This window comes from Streptomyces sp. MUSC 14, assembly GCF_001866675.1.
Classification (GTDB): Bacteria; Actinomycetota; Actinomycetes; order Streptomycetales; family Streptomycetaceae; genus Streptomyces.
In genome coordinates this window covers 1-15,782 of record NZ_MLYN01000006.1, presented here as the reverse complement: position 1 = coordinate 15,782, position 15,782 = coordinate 1, and the positions used below count along the sequence as shown (strand labels likewise).

The following is a 15,782-nucleotide window of genomic DNA, read 5'->3' as shown; positions in this document are numbered from 1 at the left end:
CCGATGACAGCAGTCACCGCCCGGGACCACAAGCCGGCAGATCCTGGACAAGGCAGCCTGGGCCACCCGGCGATCTCCAGTACCTCCTCGACAGGTTCTGGCCTGCCGACAGTCACGCAGCAGGCGGACCGGCGGCAGCAGCCTGGGGCTGTCGATCGTACGCAAGTTTGCCGAGGCTGCCCTCCGACCCGTCAGGTGAACGGGCCCTCCAGCGTGAAGCGGCGCAGGTTTCGGGCGAACGCCTCAGCCTCGCCGGGCGCCCACGAAGCCAGGCTCGCCATGATGTGGGCCGCCAGCCGTGTGCGCAGCTCTTCTACCGCGCGTTCACCCTGTTCGGTGAGGACCAGCAGGTGTGCGCGCCGGTCGGAGGGGTCCGGTTGGCGGCGGACGAGACCGGCGGATTCCAGGCGGGAGCCCCGACGGGTGACGCCGGAGCGGTCGAGGCCGACGTCGGGGGCCAGTTCGGCGGCGCTACGGGGTCCGGTGCGGGCGAGTGCGCTGAGTACGGGGTACGTCAGTTCGTCCACCGCCTCGCCCATGCCCTCGGTCAGCTTCTTGTGCAGCTGCGCGCGAGTGGTGCGGCGCAACAGTATGCCCAGCACGTCGGCGATCTCATGTCCTACCTCGTTACTCATACCCGAAGAATAGCGTGCGCCGCGCACGCATTGAGTGCTACAGTCATTTCGAAGCGTGCGCGGCGCACGCATTCTCAAAGTTCTTGCCCTCGAAGGGAAGTTCCATGAACCGCACCGGCATCAAGGCCGCCCTCACCGACTTGATCTTCAACCGCGACCTCACCGTGGAGGAGGCCGCCGACCAGCACTTCACCTCCGAGTACCGGCAGCGCACCGATGGGCAGTGGGACGACCGCGCCGCGTTCATCAAGCACATCACCCATGTGCGCGGCCTCGTCAGGGAGGGCCGCGTGGAGGTCCACGACGAGCTGTACGAGGGCAGCAAGTACGCCGACAGGCACACCGTGTACATCACGAAGAAGGACGGCTCGACCGTGACCACGGAGGTCTACGTCTTCGCCGACCTCGCCCCTGACGGCCGGTTCAGCCGCATAGAGGAGACCACGTTGATGTTGCAGGGCTCTGATGCCGACCGCAACATCGGCAGCGCCCGCTAGTAAGTTCCTGCGTCCGTCTTCAACCACCACCGGGCGCCTGGGCGCGCTCCGCATGGTCGTCCGCCTCGGTCGACGCACCGCGCCGGCCGAAAACAGGTCACTGGCACGAGCGGGCGAACCTACGCGACCGCGACCAGTAACTGCCTGATCATGCAATCCGGACAGTGAATCACCCGACCTGGGCTGCGGCACCTATGGCTCGGGATTCTTCCGCTCGGACCACGATGAGGACGCGCAGGCCAGCCGGCCAGCCCCTCGACCCGGGGAGGGCCGACGATCGCCAGGTCGAGGGCGAATGCGAAGCGCTGGTCGAAGCTGTCGGGGCCGGCGTACGGCCGGACCGCGGCCAGCGCCGGCTAGGTGCCGGCCGGAACCTGGTCCAGAACGAGGGTCGGTGCGGTCTGCTGGGCGGCCTGCTGTTCCTGGGTGAGGCCCAGGGGCAGGTAGAAGATCGACCAGTGGGTCCACACGGCAGTGCGTCGCGAGTGCCGACCGCCAGCAGGCTATCGATCACGGTGTCGGCGTAGCGCAGCGTGCGGCGCCCGGCGGCGAACACTCCCGCGAACCTTCTGGCGGCGTCGCGTGAGAGAGCAGCGCCGCGCGGCAGAGGCAGCTCAGCTCCTTGAGCCTGTCGGGGAACGCGCTGAGCAGCAACTCATCGAGACAGTGCGCGAGGAGTTCGTCAGAGGCCAGTTCGAACAGGCGACTTCCTGGAGGCGTGCCAGCAGACAGTGTTGTGCTGCACACCGAGCCGGGCCGCTACGGCGTGCATGGTCACCCCGTCCAGCCCGTGTTCGTCGAGGACCGCCAGCGTGGCGGCGACGATCTCGCCCCGCGTCGCACCCATCCAACTTGCCCAACGGATAAGACTGAGAGGAAGTGGTTGTCATGCCCGACGTGCTCATCGCCGGGGCCGGCCCGGTGGGGCTCTGGCTCGCCGCGGAGTTACGCCTGCACGGGGTGGGGGTGACCGTCGTGGAACGCCGGGCGGCACCGGACGGACGGTCACGCGCGGTCGGCATGCAGGCCGGCACGCTGGACACCTTCGCCACCCGCGGCCTCGCGCAGCGGTTCATCGAACGCGGCACCCCGGTACCCACCGGCCACTTCGGCGCGGCGACCACCCGGCTGGACTTCTCCACAGTCGGGGCGGTGCACCCCTTCATGCTGGCGCTCGGCCAGTCCGTCACCGAACAGCTCCTGGAGGAGCACGCCGTCGCCGTGGGCACCCGAGTGCTGCGCGGGGAGGAGATCGTCTCGCTCACCCAGGGGCCGGACGCCGTCGAGGCGGTGATCCGGGCCGGCAGCACCCATCGGACCGTGCAGGCCCGCTGGCTGGTGGGCTGCGACGGCACCCGCAGCGCAGTACGCCAGGCGGCCGGCATCGACTTCCCCGGTCAGGACACCACCCTGACCGGGTGGCTCGCCGACGTCGAACTCGACGACCCGCCCACCGCGCCGCTCGCCGCCACCGGGCCGGCCGGTTCGTTCCTGGCCGCCCCGATCGGCGACGGCGTCCACCGACTCGCAGGCCTCTCCACGGCCACCATGCACCACGGCACCGGCGAACCGCTGACCCTGAAGGAGGTGCGCGAGCAGGCCCGCACGCTACTGGGACGGGACCTGGGCATCCGCAACCCCCGATGGCTCTCGCGCTACGGCAACGCCACCCGCCAGGCCGCGCGGTACCGGGCCGGACGGGTACTGCTGGCCGGGGACGCGGCCCACATGTTCTTCCCGGCCGGTGGGCAGGGCATGAACCTCGGCATCCAGGACGCCACCAATCTGGGCTGGAAGCTGGCCGCCACCCTCCAGGGCCGGGCACCCGACGGACTACTCGACACCTACGACACGGAGCGACGGCCGGCCGCCCGCGCCGTCATCGACAACACACGCGCGCAGCTCGCCCTGTTCGCCGCCGCGAGCCCGGAACAGATCGCGCTGCGCGAGGTCTGGTCCGCCGCACTCACCGAACCGCGGACCAACCGCCAGTGGGCCCGCCGGATCGCCGGATTCGACGACCCGCTCCCCGCCGACACCGAACCCGGCGCGCACCCGCTGAACGGCACCCGGCTGGCCGGCCTCGCCCTGGACTCGGCGCAGGCACCCACCGCCCACCCCTTGATGCACCACGGCCGACCACTGCTGCTGGACCTCGGCGGGACGCGGACGCCGTGCCCCGCGGGTGATCTGGAACAGCGCGCAGCCACCATCAACGCCGATGCGGCGCACCCGATCTGGAGGGACGTCACCGCCGTCCTGATCCGGCCGGACGCCCGGATCACCTGGGCCAGCACCGATACCGACCCGCAGCAGCGGGCCGCGGACTGCCTCACCGCCCTGCGCACCCTGCGCCGCTGAACGCCGCTCTGTGAGCCCGCCCGCCGAGCCCGCTCGGAGCCCCTTTCTTGCGGACCAGGCCGGATCACCGCGCGACTCCGGCCTCAGCCGGGGCACTCACATCCATGCGTGCGTCGCAAGGCGGGGCCACAGGCCAGAGCGCACGCACTCGCGATTGACGCCTTGGAATGGCAGGCCGCCGTGAGGCAGCGTAGGCCAGCGGAGGTCAAGGACGGGCTGTGGGAGCGGATCGCTCCGCTGTTGCCGGTGGTCGAGCGGCGTTTCCGGTATCCAGGGCGCAAGCGGCCGGATGACCGACAAGTGCTCAACGGGATCCGGTTCGTCCTGTACACGGGGATCCCCTGGGAGCTCCTGCCGCAGGAGCCGGGGTACGGCTCGGGGAGCACGTGCTGGCGCAGGCTGCGGGACTGGCAGGAGGCCGGGGTATGGCAGGCGCTGCACGACTTGCTGCCCGCCGAGTTACGGGCGGTACCAGCAACAACCGCGTCACTGGCACAGGGACGGAAAGCGGCAGTCTGCCACACCGATCGAGAAGAACTCGGGCTACGCCTTCCCGAACAACCAAGATGGGGTCCGCATGGACGAGACCAGGATCCACTGAACCACCGCGGTGACGTCGGGACGGCGATCCTGTCCGATCGCCGTCCCTGACCTCGATCTTTCGTGGCGGCTCGCTGGTCCATCCGGCGAGCCGTTTCGGATTGTTGCTCGGAGTGGAGGCGACCGCCCTCAATGCCGAATCGGGTGGGCGCCGGGTTCTACGGTTCCGAATGGGGGCCAGGCTGGCTGGGACGGACGGATTGACGGCCCGGCACACAGCACCGTCAGCGGGCCATCGCTCACCGCGTCCCCCCGCTCGGCCAGGCCCGGTTTGCGTACTTCTCGGAGCTGGGCAAAAGCCTTGGGGCTGGATTGGTGCTTGTCCAGCAGCGGCCGTTCCTCCTCAATGACCGTGCCGGTGTGTTCCTGGACTTGACTGGCCCCGGCCTCCGTCATGCGGAGGGTGTGGGCCAGGGGACCACCGGTGCGTGGCCCTCGATGTCGACCACCGACCCGGTCGGCAACCGGTCGTACAGCCACTTGGCGTCGGCCGTCCGCAGGCCGATCCAGCCAGACGTCAAGTCGAAGACACCCGGTGCCCTGCCGTCGGTGATCATGCCGAAGACGGCCGTCGTCGTTCCGTCGTTCGCGCGCAGCCGGATCACCCACGGCACCTTGTACCGGAAGCCGTCCGGCCTGCCGACCACCGCTCCGGACACCACGGTGACAGGCACCCTGGCGATCACGGTCATCCGTCCGGTCGGGGTCGGGGTGCGCACGAAACCGGAGGAGAGAGGCATGCTACGGCCGCCGGCCGCGAGAAGCCGCGACGAGAGATCCACCTCGACGGCGGGAGCCGGCTGCCGCGTGAGTGTGCCCGTCGGGCGCGTGGCCGGCACGTCCTGTCGTCCGGTACCCGACCCTCCAAGGTTCAGTACCAGCGCCAGGGCAACGGCCGCCACCGCGGCCGTCCCACCGAGAGCCGCGACCGTACGACGCAGACGCCTGCGCCGCTGGGCGAGGTGGCGGACGTCGGCGCCGGAGAACGGCGGCACCTGCTCGGCGGACTCGGCGATTTCACGCAGGCCGGTGGCGAGGTCATCGGACATGATCGTCCTCCCTCTCCCCGATTTCCGCGTATGCGTTGCCCAGCTCCCGCGCCAGCGCGGCCCGGCCACGAGACAGCCGGGCCTTGACCGTCCCCACGGGCGCACCAGTCTCGGAGGCTACCTGCTCGATGCTCAGGTCGCACAGATGGTGCAGTACCAACGCCATCCGCTGTGCCTCCGGCAGACGCCGCAACGCCGCGACCAGATCGGTGAGATGGGCGTACTGCGGCTCAGGGCCGGGAGTACTCTCGGGCGGCGGCGTCCGGCGCACCAGTTCCAGCCACCGTCGCGCCCGCCGCCACCGGCTCACCGCCAGCCGCATCGCCACGGTCCTGACCCACGCCTCGGGCGCCCCGTCGGCGAGGAAGTCCCGCCGCCGGTCCCAGGCCCGTACGAACGCCTCCTGGACGACGTCCTGCGCCTCCCCATGGTCCCCGGTGAAGGCGTAGAGCTGGCCGGTCAGCCGGGGGAACGCGGCGGCGTAGAAAGCGTCGAACTCATCCTCCGTCATTATTTTTCCTGGCGCCCCTTGCAACCCGGTGGTTCCTGCCGTGCGTACAGGTCCCGTACGTCGCACATCGAAACACACCGCAGAGGGATCACGATGACCAGCACCAGAGCCACGTTCACCCAGACTCCCTCTCCGCGTGGGGACTTCACGGCCTACGCCACCGAAGCCTGGCCCCGCCTCCTGCGCACCGCCCGCCTCCTCACCGGCGACGCGGACGAGGCGGCCGGCCTGGCGAGGACGGCACTGGCGCAGACGTACGCGCGCGGACGGAGGGTGCCGCGGGACGACGCCGACTTCTATGTGCGGCGGACATTGGTACGGCTGCACCAACGCCACCGTTCGACCCGACGGCATCGCCGACTCACCGCGCTCGGACAGACGTTGGCGGATCTGCCCGTCCGACAGCGAGTCGTGCTCGTGCTGCGCCACGGCGACGGACTCGCCGAGTCGGAGATCGCCGAGACGCTGGGCTGCTCGCAGGGCGCGGTGACGTCGTACGCGCGGCGAGGGCTGGTCGCCCTGAGCACCCGGGCCCTCGGGGAGGTACGCCCATGACCCGCGCCGAGATACGTCAAGTCGACCTGCGACGCGTCGAATTAAGTGAGTTGTTCGCGGCGGAGGTCCGTGATCTGGTGCCGCCGCCGGTGCCGCTGGCGGAGATCGAGTGCGAGGGACGAGCGTGGAGAAGGCGGCGGCGGGTTCGGCGGCTGACGACACTCGTTGTGCTGCTCGGGACGATCGCCTGCGTCGTCGTACCGCGCGTGACCGGGAGGACAGCCTCCGGAGCACCGACGCCCTCCACCAGTGCGGCTTCGACCGTACGGGTCGTTGCGGCGGGCGAGCATGTACGGCCCTTGCCCAATGTGGAGTTGTGGCTGGCCAAGGACGGGGAACACTGGTCGGCGGCGCCGGGGCTGGTCCTGGCGCCCACAGGACGGGCCGGGGGCAAGGCCTCGGTGACCATGACGGTGCTGGGGACGGGCAACCGTTATCTCATGACCGGCACCTACCGGGGCCCGACGCCCGCGGCCCGCGTGACCTTGCGCGCGCCGTTCGGCACGACCTCCGGCACGCTGCTGACACTCGCGGGCAGCCCCGGCTGGAGCGCGTGGTACGCGACGGGCGAACTCCCCAAGGGCAAAGAACAGTTGCTGAAGGCGCGTGTGACGATCCACGACGCACGGGGCTCAGTCGTGACACAGGGCGGGGTGGGCCGGTGAGCAGCACGACGGACGCACCCGTTCAGAGCGACGAGAAGCCCGTACGTCATCGTCGCCGGATCCCTTTCCGCGTCCGCGCCCGGCGCCGCCGCGCCCGCTGGATCCGCCGCGCACTCATCGCCGTACTGGTCTTCCTCCTGGCCCTGTGCACCGCTGCCGTCGTCGCGTATCAGCTGACGGTCATCCCCGCCCCGCACCCGGAGACGGTCATCCAGAGCACGGTGTTCCTGGACACGAACGGGCAGTACCTGTGCCGACGCGGCCCGGTGGACCGGCAGAACGTGCCCCTGTCCAAGGTGCCGCGCGAGGTGCAGGACGCGGTGATCGCGGCGGAGAACCGCTCCTTCCGCACGGACTCGGGCATCTCACCGACAGCGATCCTGCGGGCCGCCTGGTCCACGCTGAGCGGCGCGGAACGGCAGGGCGGCTCGACGATCACGCAGCAGTACGTGAAGAACGCGCTGCTCACCCCCCAGCAGTCGCTGTCCCGCAAGGCGCGCGAGGCGCTGATCGCCCTCAAGCTGGACCGCACCCGCTCCAAGGACGCGATCCTCCAGGGGTACCTGAACACCGTGTACTTCGGCCGGGGCGCAGCCGGCATCGAGTCCGCTGCCCGCAACTACTTCGGCGTCGGCGCGAAGGACCTCAGCCTCTCCCAGGGCGCCGCTCTGGCGGCGATCATCAACCTGCCGTCGTACTACGAACGGGTCGGCGCGGACGCCAAGGTGACGGCGACGCTGCAGAAGCGGTGGGCGTGGGTCCTCGACGGCATGCGCGGCGCGGGCACGATCACGGCCGAAGAGCGGGCGTCGGCCCTCTTCCCGGCGTTCCGTTTCTATCCGCCGGGCGACACCGACGGGCAGCGCCAGTACCTCATCGACGCGGCGGCGGCCGAGGCGGCAGACCGACTGGGTATCAGCACCGACCAGTTGGCGCGCGGCGGGTACACGGTCCGCACGACTTTCGACATCGACACGCAGGACGACATCGCGCAGCAGATGGGCCAGGCTCCGCCGCCCGCCAAGGGGACACGCCTGCACACGGCCGTCGTCGCGATGATCCCCGGCGACGGCGCGATCCGCGTCCTCTACGGCGGCGCGGACTACGCCAGGCAGCCCTTCAACGACGCCGTCGCCGGGGCGGTGGAGGCGGGCAGCGCCCTCGCTCCGCTACGGGCCACCAAGCCCGGCGCGGTCGCGGCCGCCTCCCTCGTCAAGACCCCGACCCCGACCCCGCTGCAGATGGCCTCGGCGTACGCGACGGCGTCGGCGCAGGGGACCTACGCGAAGCCGTACACGGTCGCGAAGATCAGCCGGGGCGGCCACACCCTCTACGCGGCCCGCCCCGAGACCCGCGACCTCCTGCCCCTGGGCACCGCCCACCCGGCCTCCACGGGCGTGACCAGCTACACCGGCACCGCGGGGTCCGGCGCCACCGCCACCCGCACCCTCTGGCACACCGAGTCGGACCGCCGATTCTCCGTCACCGTGGCCCTGTTCGCGGAACACCCGGCGAAAGGCAAGAGTGCGGCGACTCCGGCCCACCTGCCCGACGCGACGGCGGCAAAGGGGTTCGCAGCCGGGGTGGCGGTGCGGGTGCGGGAGAAGGTGACAGGCGGGTGAGAGGAAGATGAGGCGTGTGGCCAGGCTCTCACTGGCCTCAGCTCTTCGGGGTGATGGATCTGTCGTTTCGCTGACGGGCAGTCATCTGTCGCAGTAGTCCGTCTGGCATGCGATATGCGGATGGGGGCGGGCTACAGCGGGGGCACGTCAGCGCCGTGAGGCCGTGCGTCTGGAGGCTGCCGCGTTGTTCGGCGAAGGGATCAAGCCTCCGGAGGTCGCCCGGCAACTGCGAGTGAGCTGCAAGTCGGCCTACCAGTGGCACCCGCATGGAAGCAGGGCGGGGTGGCGGCGTTGGGGCTCGCGCGGGCCGAATGGGCCGCGTTGCAAGCTGTCCGTGCGGTGCCAGGAGAAGCTGGCCCGCGCGCCTCGACCAGGGGCCGGCCGCCCATGGCTGGGAGGAGCACCAGGTGTGGACCGATGTGCGGGTGGCCATGCTGATCGGCAGGAAGTTCCACGTCTCCTCCAGCGTCTCGGGCGCCACCCCGGCTCACGCGTCGGCTCGGCTTCGCCCCGCAGGTCCCCGCGCGGCGTGCCGCCGAACGCCACGAGCGGGCCGTGGCCGCGTGGAGGGAGGCGACCCGGGCGGAGGTAAAAGCATCAGGGCGGCCTGCGATGGACGGATCTGCTTCGAGGACGAAACCGGGTTCACCCGCAGGCCGCCGAAGGGGCGCACATGGGGACGCCGCGGCATCACCCCGGTCGTGAGGGTCTGCGGTCGAGGCTCGGGGAGGGTCTCGGTCGCCGGGCTGCTCGCGATGCGCCCGGGCTCGTGCACTCGGCTGTGCCATCGGTTGCGGCGCCATACCGGACGCAAGGGCGAACGCCGTAGTCTGTCTGAGCGCGACTACATCGGTCTGATCGACGGCGTCCACCAACTGGTCAAGTCGCCGATCGTGCTGGTCTGGGGCAACCGGGCGAGCACGTGTTGGTCGTCGGGGCGAGCGGCGGCGTCGGCACCGCCTTGATTCCGCTGCCGGCCGCAGCGAAGGCCCACGTGACCGCCACAACGACCGACGCCGACACCGACGTACTGCGCGAGCTCGGCGCAGCCGAGATCATCGGCTATCAGCAGGCGGACTACCCCGCCGGCATCGACGTCGCAGTCGACGCGGCCCTGCCGGGCGACCGCCTGACCGGCCTGGCCGCGGCGCTGCGTCCCCGCGGCCGCCTGCTCACCATCACCTGTCCGGTGCCGGCGCCGGAGCTGATCGGCCGTGACGATGTCGGGATGCACTTTGTCCTCGACATGGACGGCGACCTCGGCGGCACGCGCGAAGTCGGCGACGCAGCCGTGCGTGGAGAACTGCGTGCCACGATCGGACACCGGTACCGGCTCGACCGCGGCCCGCAGGCAGCGCTGACTTCATCCGCGTGCACACCACGGGCAAGCTCGTCGTCACGAGGTAACCGTGCATGTCGGCACGAAGGACGTCCCATCGGCGCCTCGCGGCCACGAGCAGGCGAAGCGCCGATGGGAGAACCCTCAACGTCCTGCCAGAACCTACAGGGGCCCAGAGCTTGAACCACAGCAGGCGACACCGAGCCCTGCGGACCCCACAGCCAACCCCGAAAGCCGAACGAGCCGTTCGCGCCGCTGGGCAACAGACGCTCGCGAAACTCACCTGCAAAGCCGGTCCGACGGGAGTTTTTCGCCGGAGAAGGTTCTGAGCACACCGTAGAACGTTTACGAGAAAGTCCTTTGCCAGACGAAGTTCACAGAAGTGTCGACAGCAGTGGGTGGGAGCTGGCGAGGAGGAGCAGGCCCAGTGAGGCTGCTGCGAATGGCACGATGCGTAGTGGGCTGACCAGTAGGAAGCCGGCGTGTAGCAGGACAGCCACGGCAAGGGTGACGGGTGCGGGGAGCAGGCCGAGCGTGGCGAGTCCGAGGGTGAGTTCTCCGGCGGCTGTGGCGATGGCGGTGGCTTTGCAGACGGCGCGTAGTGCGGGGTGGATGAGAAGTGCGCCCAGTGCGGCCTGCCGTGGCCAGGGGAGGAAGTCACGGTTGCCTGCGGCGGCCTGGGCGGCGTTGTAGGCCAGGTTGTCGATGAGAACACCGCCGTTCATGAAGTGCCGCGACCGCAGTTTTCGGATGCCCGCGACCAGGTACAGCTGTGCGGCGAAGAAGGAGGCGATGGCCCCGGCCGCCGCCGTCCACGCCGGGCCGCCCGCCGCCCAGGCCGCGCCTGCCACGATGAGGCAGCCCGCGAGCAGCGCCAGGCACACCCCGGCGTACCGGACGCCGGCGTGGCGCCGGTTGGCGAAGATCAGCCTCAGGACGACGGCGGCACACGCGCCGAGGGCTGCTGCCGTGCCGCGCCCAGGAGCGCGCCATGCGCCGAGGCACGTCACCGCCAGGATCACCCCCGCCGCGAGCATGACGCGGGCGAGGCGGCAGTAGTCGGCGAATGCGGCGGAAGGTGTCCAGCCGTGGCCCATGCGGTAGACCCGGCCTTCGGGATAGTGCCGGGAGACGGTGCGGCCGTCGGCCATGACGATGCCGGCGTGCCACATCACGGCCGTTGCGAGCAGCAGGCCCGCGGCGCACACTGCGGTGTTCACAGTGCCGTCCGCAGCGCGTCGGCCAGGATGCGGAGCTCGTGCCCGGCGGGCAGCCGGGTCAGCCGCAGATGGTGCCGGGCCGGGTCGTAGAGCACCTGCCATCCGCCGTCGGAGCCGATGATCAGGCCCCGCAGCGGCGTGTCGATGGCGCCGTCGGCCAGGAGGTTCCGCAATTCCGGGGCGGTGAGAAAGTGGCCCGTGGGAGAGATCCGCAGCTGGTGTACCGGCAGGACGGTGGGGTTGTTGGGCCCGGACCACAAAAAGCCCTTGGACGAGTCGGAGTACATACCCCAGGAGAACGGGCGGTTCGGGGAGATGTGCACTCCCCACACGACGAACGCGACCAGCAGCGGCACTGCTGCAACGGTCAGCGCGGTGGCGCCCCACGTAGGCATGTCAGGTCCCCCGTTCACCGGCCAGGCCGGTAGACCGACACGTGATAGGGACAACCGTCCCTAAACGGCGACCCGGCCCAGTTCCCGTACCGCTCCCGCAGCTCCAGCCCGGCGGCCCGCGCCATCAGGTCCAGCTCGCCGACACCCGCGTAGCGGAAGGAGACATGGACGTGCTCGTCGTCGCTCCCGTCGGCTGGTGTGATCACGTAGTGCGAGTCGTATCGCTGAGCAGCACGGTCAAACAGGCGGTGGAGCACGACCAGATCTTCGCTCCGGTTGCGCACCACGCGCGCCTTCGACCACTTCGGGTCGACCAGGACCTCGGGAACAATCGCGTCCAGGACGAACGCGCCGTCGGTGCCGATCAGCCGTGCGGCATGGCGAAAGCACCTCAGCTGGTCTTCCTGAGTGGGGAGTTCGAACAACGTCCCACCCGCGACGAAGACCACGTCGACGGTACGCCCGTCTGCCGGCAGCCGGGTGAAGTCGCCGATGGTCACGGGGATTCCGTCGCCCCCGGGCTTGGCTGTCAGCCGTGCCACCATGTCGGGCGAGGCATCGACACCTTCGACCCGGACGCCGCGCCGAGCCAGCGGCAACGCTATCCGCCCAGTGCCCACGCCCAGTTCCAGCGCGGCCCCGGAACCGATGAGGCGGACCAGGAAGTCGACGGTGTCAGTGGTCAGTCTTTCTTTCCCGAACCAGGCGTCATAACGGTCGGCGAACCGCTGTGTGTACGAGGAGCCCGCAGCGGACTCCGCCGGGCCGGGGGCCTGAGAGGACACGGACACAGGCTTCTCCAGGGGACATCGGGGCAGGACGGGCGCACAGCGGGCCGTTCACGGTCAGCCGAGCGGGTGCGGCAGGTGTCGCCGGGCGGCTCCGCCGGGCGGTGCCGCCGGGGCCGGTTCCGTCACGGGCAGGCGCCGGGCACCGGGGGCCACCACACGCACCACCACCGGCTCGCCGTACCCCGCTCCAGGGGCGGAGGTGTCCACCGCGACGACGTCCTCGCCGGTCCGTTCGGCCAGCAGGTGCGGCACCGCCCCTGTCCCCGCCGCCGGAGCCTGTGCGGGCCAGGGTTCACCTGCGGAGCCGTGCAGGAGAGGGGCGAGGCTGTCCTGCCGGTGGAAGGTGTGCAGGGCGTGCTCCAGCGGGCCGCGCGGCTGCCGCCGCGGCCTGTGTTCCCGCATCCGGGCCCACGCAGCACCGGCGCTCGCGGTGCCCATGCTCCAGCGGACCATCAGCGCCTCGCGGACGGCGGACGCCACGGCCGGCACCGGATCCCCGGCGGCGGCACGGGCGCCGAAGCTCTGCTGTGTGCCGTCGTCTGCGTGCAGACACGCCACCACACATATGGTGCTCGCGGGGCCGGGCAGCAGCAGGCAGCGCTCCCGCAGCCCCAGCACGTCCAGTGCCCGTCGCAGCTCCTCGCCGAGCGGGGCCGGGCCGGGCGGCGCCACACGGGGAGCGTCGTTGTACCAGGCATGCCAGAACAGATCGCGTTCGAGAATCTCCAGCGCTGCGTGCTCACGCGCCTGCGCGGCGGTGCGGTGCGCCGCGAGCCCGGTGGAACCTGGGCGCAACGGCGCCGGGCAGCCATGAGGCGGGCGGTGCGCCAGATGGACGGCACACGCCGGCACGAGCACCTGACCACCGTGGGTCAGCGACTCACCGGCCACCCAGGGCAGTGCCATCTCCCTCACATCCGCGCCGCGCCGCAGCTCCGGCCAGGCCCACGGATCCAAGGCGGGCCGTCCCTGCCGCCGCAGCGACGCGTACGACGTAATCACCGTCTCATCCTGCGCCCGGTGCCCGGCGAGGACACTGTGCACCCTCTCCAACAGCTCGCCCCGGGCCCGCTGTACGACGTCCGAGCGGTCGGTGCCGAGGGCCGACCCGATGATCACCGGACGTCCGGCGGCCGCTTCGTTCTGCTTGAACGCACGGCTGCGCGCGGCGGTCCTGCCGAGCACGATCCAGGGCGCGTCGGGGAACGGGATGAGTACCTGGACCGGCCAGTCGGGGAGACCGACCGGCTGGGTGCGGCGAGTGGTCGAAGACTGCGGCTCGCCACGCGCGGCGGCGGTGCGGCCTGTCAGAGGCGGCAGATTGCCCCCTGAGCCCACGCTGGCGCCCCTGCCCACGGCACCCGCCGCAAACACCGCCTCGGCCTGCTCAAGCAGCTCCCGGCCAGTATCAGTCAATACCGTGCTCCGGCTGCGCAAGGTGGCCGTGCCCCTCCTGCCTTGGTCCAGCAGGCGGGCATGGCGGGCGCGTACGGCCGCCCCGTCCGGCAGCCGCTGGTACAGCAGCACACTCCGGGCCAGTACTACGACCTGCTGGAACAGGCCGCCCAGCGGACGCGGGTCGGCGCGCAACGGAGTGCTCAGCAATTCCTCAGCGCCGGTCGCCCCCAGAAAGGGAACGGAGACCGCGGCGGCATTGCATCGATTGTGCGTGCCCTCGTGCACCAGTGCCTCCGCGAGCCGGAACCGGCCCTCCAACCCGTCAGCCTTGTCGGTCAGCCGCCGGCTGTTGACGAAAACAGCACCGTGCACGGTGAAGTCGGTGAACCCCTCGACGCTCCGGCCGCCGAGCAGAGCCACCTGCCGTAGCGTCACCGCCAATTCGGCGTACATCTGCGGCCAGGCCGCGCGTAACGCCTGGCACGCCTCCTCGAAGACCCCGAGCTGCTCGGCACTCCAGTCGACCAGCCCCACCGTGCGTGCGGCGTGGCGGTCGTCAGCCTCGCGCGCCCCGCCAGGCGCAGCGACCTCACCGGCGGGTACGGGAGTCTGGCGCAGCGCCCGCAGCACGCTCTCCTCCAGATGCTCCTCCCCGGGAGGCGCCAGGTCCACGGCCCACGCTGTGCCCTCGGCCGTGCACCGGGCCCGGGCCGCACTGTGCCGGGCCCGAAGCACCACCGCGCGGACCTGCTCCATGGCACGAGCCGGGTCCGCAGGCGACGCTCGCTCCCGCCCTGACCGCTGCAAACGATGGGCTGTGGCATGCAGCCCGGGGTAACGCAGATCGTTTTGCTGCCACGTTCCCTCGCCGCAGCCCGCCTTTGCCAGACAGCCGGCCACCAGGTCGTTCAAGCGGCCCTCGTCGCACGCCGCGCGCCCGGCATCCGGTTCGATCCGCACACACACTCCTCGCTCATCGTCCCAGCGGAGCGTTCTCAACGGTGGCCGAACCGGCGAAGCACGGTCCGGCCAACGACAGTTTCGGCAAGGCGGTCAATCCTCGTCAGGGATGTCGATCATCAGGGCGAACTCGGGAAGCTCTTCCTCACCCACGATCTCGACCTCAAGTTCACGGGTCTCTTCCATCGTGTCCTCCTCACTCCAGCGGAAGTGCCACCTCACCAGACGCGGCACAGGCACGGACCGACGGTGGCATCCCGGAGCAGGTAAGACAACGGCGCCTATCGGACAACGTGGTGAGCGCTGGACCATGCATTTCCAGAACACGCCTGCACGTTGACACCACCACTGAACGTAATCCGGGAGCCGCTGCCCAGCGCGCGCAGTCCGCCCCAACAGCCGCAGACCCCACCTGCGACGGCCCAACCGTTCGCTGGACTCGATGACTTCGCGGGCGATTTCGCGGGCGATGCGGACTCCAATGCGCTTGCCTCGTAACCATTTCCACAGGTCCTGGCAGTCGTAGGCATTGTCCGCGTGGAGGCGCAGGGGTTTGAACTACCTGCCGCGGTGCGGGTCGTGTCTCGTTTGGTAACCCGCCGCCATGGGCTTCAGACCTTCGCTGTCGTGGGTGTTGCCTGCCGAGACGCCGACGACCAGGGGCAGTCCGTTCGCGTCCGACAGGACGTGCATCGTGGAACCCGGCTTGCCCCGGTCCACGGAGCTCGGACGGCGGTGAGCGGTCGGCTTCGAGACGCCGAAGCACGGCGGCAACGCCTGCCAGGCGCAGCCGCTGACCAATACATAGACGATCCCGGCGAACAGGGTCTCACCAGGCGTGTCCTGCGTCCCACCACCCTGCGGCCGAACCCTCGACGGACGGATCAGCGGCTTCGCGATCTCCCACAGCCCGTCCGGAACGATCCAACTCCACGTACCCCGCCCCATACACAGCCCAACGACCGCCTCACCATGTAGGACACGGTCTTATGGGGCCGGTTCTCCGCATGCGGGCGAACCGCTTGCCGAAAATGGCAGGCCGGTGCCCACCGGCCGATACGTGCGACTGACGACCGCCCCGCCTGCCCGCCGGGATGGTGTGTCAGAGGATGGCGAGGCGGTCGACCAGGAGTTCCACTCTCTGTTCGGTGTGCTCCGGGGGGAGTCGTTGGGCTCGGGTCAGG

Annotated in this window: 14 protein-coding genes and 4 pseudogenes; 8 read left to right on the top strand and 10 right to left on the bottom strand. The window is 70.5% G+C overall.

The features are described 5' to 3' along the window. Positions 1-191: 191 nt before the first annotated feature. Positions 192-635 carry a MarR family winged helix-turn-helix transcriptional regulator gene (locus BIV25_RS01040; protein WP_071370158.1) on the bottom strand — a complete coding sequence of 148 codons (444 nt, stop codon included), beginning with the start codon at positions 633-635 and terminating at the stop codon, positions 192-194. 104 nt (positions 636-739) lie between these two features. Between BIV25_RS01040 and BIV25_RS01035 the strand changes: the two genes are divergently transcribed. Then, positions 740-1,132, top strand: a complete 393-nt coding sequence (locus BIV25_RS01035; RefSeq protein WP_071370157.1) for a nuclear transport factor 2 family protein — start codon at positions 740-742, stop codon at positions 1,130-1,132. 682 nt (positions 1,133-1,814) lie between these two features. On the opposite strand, the gene BIV25_RS52290 is transcribed toward BIV25_RS01035, so the two are convergent. Beyond that, complete coding sequence (locus BIV25_RS52290) at positions 1,815-1,979, bottom strand: TetR/AcrR family transcriptional regulator (RefSeq protein WP_256255504.1); 165 nt, start codon at positions 1,977-1,979, stop codon at positions 1,815-1,817. A 41-nt stretch (positions 1,980-2,020) separates the two neighbouring features. Here BIV25_RS52290 and BIV25_RS01030 point away from each other — a divergent pair, with 41 nt between their 5' ends. Together BIV25_RS01030 and BIV25_RS52285 are read left to right on the top strand one after the other, a co-directional pair. Further along, entirely contained in the window at positions 2,021-3,493 is a 1,473-nt protein-coding gene (locus BIV25_RS01030; protein ID WP_071370156.1) for an FAD-dependent monooxygenase, read from the top strand. A 180-nt stretch (positions 3,494-3,673) separates the two neighbouring features. Then, positions 3,674-3,961, top strand: a pseudogene (locus BIV25_RS52285) (transposase); the annotation flags it as partial. Positions 3,962-4,485: 524 nt separating this feature from the next. Here the strand turns inward: BIV25_RS52285 and BIV25_RS01025 are convergent. Together BIV25_RS01025 and BIV25_RS01020 are read right to left on the bottom strand one after the other, a co-directional pair. Next, the gene (locus BIV25_RS01025; protein WP_071370155.1) at positions 4,486-5,142 is read right to left on the bottom strand and encodes a L,D-transpeptidase; all 657 of its coding nucleotides are present in this window, start codon (positions 5,140-5,142) and stop codon (positions 4,486-4,488) included. Next, on the bottom strand, positions 5,132-5,653 hold the full coding sequence (locus tag BIV25_RS01020) for a SigE family RNA polymerase sigma factor (protein WP_071370154.1): 522 nt from the start codon (positions 5,651-5,653) through the stop codon (positions 5,132-5,134). The genes BIV25_RS01025 and BIV25_RS01020 overlap by 11 nt, the downstream gene beginning before the upstream one ends. Positions 5,654-5,746: 93 nt before the next feature. On the opposite strand from BIV25_RS01020, the gene BIV25_RS01015 reads away from it, so the two are divergent. The 5 genes and pseudogenes from BIV25_RS01015 to BIV25_RS46195 all read left to right on the top strand — a co-directional run bounded on the left by BIV25_RS01015 (position 5,747) and on the right by BIV25_RS46195 (position 10,017). Beyond that, positions 5,747-6,208 (top strand): sigma factor-like helix-turn-helix DNA-binding protein, encoded by a 462-nt coding sequence (locus tag BIV25_RS01015; RefSeq protein WP_071370153.1) that lies wholly within the window; start codon positions 5,747-5,749, stop codon positions 6,206-6,208. Beyond that, positions 6,205-6,873 (top strand): hypothetical protein, encoded by a 669-nt coding sequence (locus BIV25_RS50190; protein ID WP_143076561.1) that lies wholly within the window; start codon positions 6,205-6,207, stop codon positions 6,871-6,873. Before BIV25_RS01015 ends, BIV25_RS50190 begins: the two co-directional genes overlap by 4 nt. Further along, positions 6,870-8,495: a transglycosylase domain-containing protein gene (locus tag BIV25_RS01005; RefSeq protein WP_071370151.1), complete on the top strand. Its 1,626-nt coding sequence runs from the start codon at positions 6,870-6,872 to the stop codon at positions 8,493-8,495. The genes BIV25_RS50190 and BIV25_RS01005 overlap by 4 nt, the downstream gene beginning before the upstream one ends. A 531-nt stretch (positions 8,496-9,026) precedes the next feature. Then, positions 9,027-9,200 (top strand): annotated as a pseudogene (locus BIV25_RS54155) (transposase); the annotation flags it as partial. Positions 9,201-9,417: 217 nt separating this feature from the next. Then, on the top strand, positions 9,418-10,017 hold the full coding sequence (locus BIV25_RS46195) for a zinc-binding dehydrogenase (RefSeq protein ID WP_218158435.1): 600 nt from the start codon (positions 9,418-9,420) through the stop codon (positions 10,015-10,017). 191 nt (positions 10,018-10,208) lie between these two features. On the opposite strand, the gene BIV25_RS50185 is transcribed toward BIV25_RS46195, so the two are convergent. The 6 genes and pseudogenes from BIV25_RS50185 to BIV25_RS54150 all read right to left on the bottom strand — a co-directional run. Continuing rightward, a complete protein-coding gene (locus BIV25_RS50185; protein ID WP_071370149.1) occupies positions 10,209-11,054 on the bottom strand; it encodes a hypothetical protein in 846 nt (281 codons plus the stop codon). Then, the gene (locus BIV25_RS00990; RefSeq protein ID WP_143076560.1) at positions 11,051-11,449 is read right to left on the bottom strand and encodes a hypothetical protein; all 399 of its coding nucleotides are present in this window, start codon (positions 11,447-11,449) and stop codon (positions 11,051-11,053) included. The genes BIV25_RS50185 and BIV25_RS00990 overlap by 4 nt, the downstream gene beginning before the upstream one ends. Before the next feature lie 14 nt (positions 11,450-11,463). Next, on the bottom strand, positions 11,464-12,234 hold the full coding sequence (locus tag BIV25_RS00985) for a class I SAM-dependent methyltransferase (RefSeq protein ID WP_071370194.1): 771 nt from the start codon (positions 12,232-12,234) through the stop codon (positions 11,464-11,466). Between the two features lie 60 nt (positions 12,235-12,294). Next, positions 12,295-14,394 (bottom strand): YcaO-like family protein, encoded by a 2,100-nt coding sequence (locus tag BIV25_RS00980; protein ID WP_071370147.1) that lies wholly within the window; start codon positions 14,392-14,394, stop codon positions 12,295-12,297. A gap of 612 nt (positions 14,395-15,006) precedes the next feature. Further along, positions 15,007-15,546 (bottom strand): annotated as a pseudogene (locus tag BIV25_RS49030) (transposase); the annotation flags it as partial. A gap of 154 nt (positions 15,547-15,700) precedes the next feature. Then, a pseudogene (locus BIV25_RS54150) lies at positions 15,701-15,782 on the bottom strand (TetR family transcriptional regulator); the annotation flags it as partial.

Excerpts from the sequence above, each read along its gene's own strand:
- BIV25_RS50190 (WP_143076561.1), top strand. The coding sequence starts at position 6,205 with ATGACCCGCGCCGAGATACGTCAAGTCGACCTGCGACGCGTCGAATTA.
- BIV25_RS52290 (WP_256255504.1), bottom strand. The coding sequence starts at position 1,979 with ATGGGTGCGACGCGGGGCGAGATCGTCGCCGCCACGCTGGCGGTCCTC.
- BIV25_RS01015 (WP_071370153.1), top strand. The coding sequence starts at position 5,747 with ATGACCAGCACCAGAGCCACGTTCACCCAGACTCCCTCTCCGCGTGGG.
- BIV25_RS01025 (WP_071370155.1), bottom strand. The coding sequence starts at position 5,142 with ATGTCCGATGACCTCGCCACCGGCCTGCGTGAAATCGCCGAGTCCGCC.
- BIV25_RS01020 (WP_071370154.1), bottom strand. The coding sequence starts at position 5,653 with ATGACGGAGGATGAGTTCGACGCTTTCTACGCCGCCGCGTTCCCCCGG.
- BIV25_RS00980 (WP_071370147.1), bottom strand. The coding sequence starts at position 14,394 with ATGGAGCAGGTCCGCGCGGTGGTGCTTCGGGCCCGGCACAGTGCGGCC.
- BIV25_RS01030 (WP_071370156.1), top strand. The coding sequence starts at position 2,021 with ATGCCCGACGTGCTCATCGCCGGGGCCGGCCCGGTGGGGCTCTGGCTC.
- BIV25_RS00990 (WP_143076560.1), bottom strand. The coding sequence starts at position 11,449 with ATGCCTACGTGGGGCGCCACCGCGCTGACCGTTGCAGCAGTGCCGCTG.
- BIV25_RS01035 (WP_071370157.1), top strand. The coding sequence starts at position 740 with ATGAACCGCACCGGCATCAAGGCCGCCCTCACCGACTTGATCTTCAAC.
- BIV25_RS01040 (WP_071370158.1), bottom strand. The coding sequence starts at position 635 with ATGAGTAACGAGGTAGGACATGAGATCGCCGACGTGCTGGGCATACTG.